The organism is Halomonas sp. SIMBA_159, assembly GCF_046536035.1.
Classification (GTDB): Bacteria; Pseudomonadota; Gammaproteobacteria; order Pseudomonadales; family Halomonadaceae; genus Vreelandella; species Vreelandella venusta_A.
The window spans coordinates 1-271 of the sequence record NZ_JAWJBT010000610.1 but is presented as its reverse complement, the minus strand read 5'-3'; the positions used below and the strand labels follow the sequence as shown (position 1 = coordinate 271).

The window sequence follows — 271 nt, the reverse complement described above, 5'->3', positions numbered from 1 at the left end:
ATAAACGTTCGACCTGCGCTTCGCTTAAATCTTTTGGCAAACGCTGGGGCAATTTCGGTGAAGCGAGATGCGCACTGGGATCGTCTTCACGAAACTTTTCGCGATAAAGATACTGGAACAATCGGCGCACTGCACTCAGCAAACGCGCTGAGCTGGTGGCTTTATACCCGCCCTCCAGCCGTTCTGCCAGTAATGCCTGCAAATCGTCACTTTGCGCCGTCGCCAGCGTCAACCCGCGGTGATGCAACCACTCCACCATCATTGACAGATC

General features: G+C 53.9%; 1 protein-coding gene. It reads right to left on the bottom strand.

Going from position 1 to position 271, the window contains the following annotated elements:
- Positions 1-271, bottom strand: a 271-nt coding sequence (locus R0J87_RS20650; protein WP_498888590.1) for a site-specific integrase, incomplete at both ends; no start/stop codon positions are given.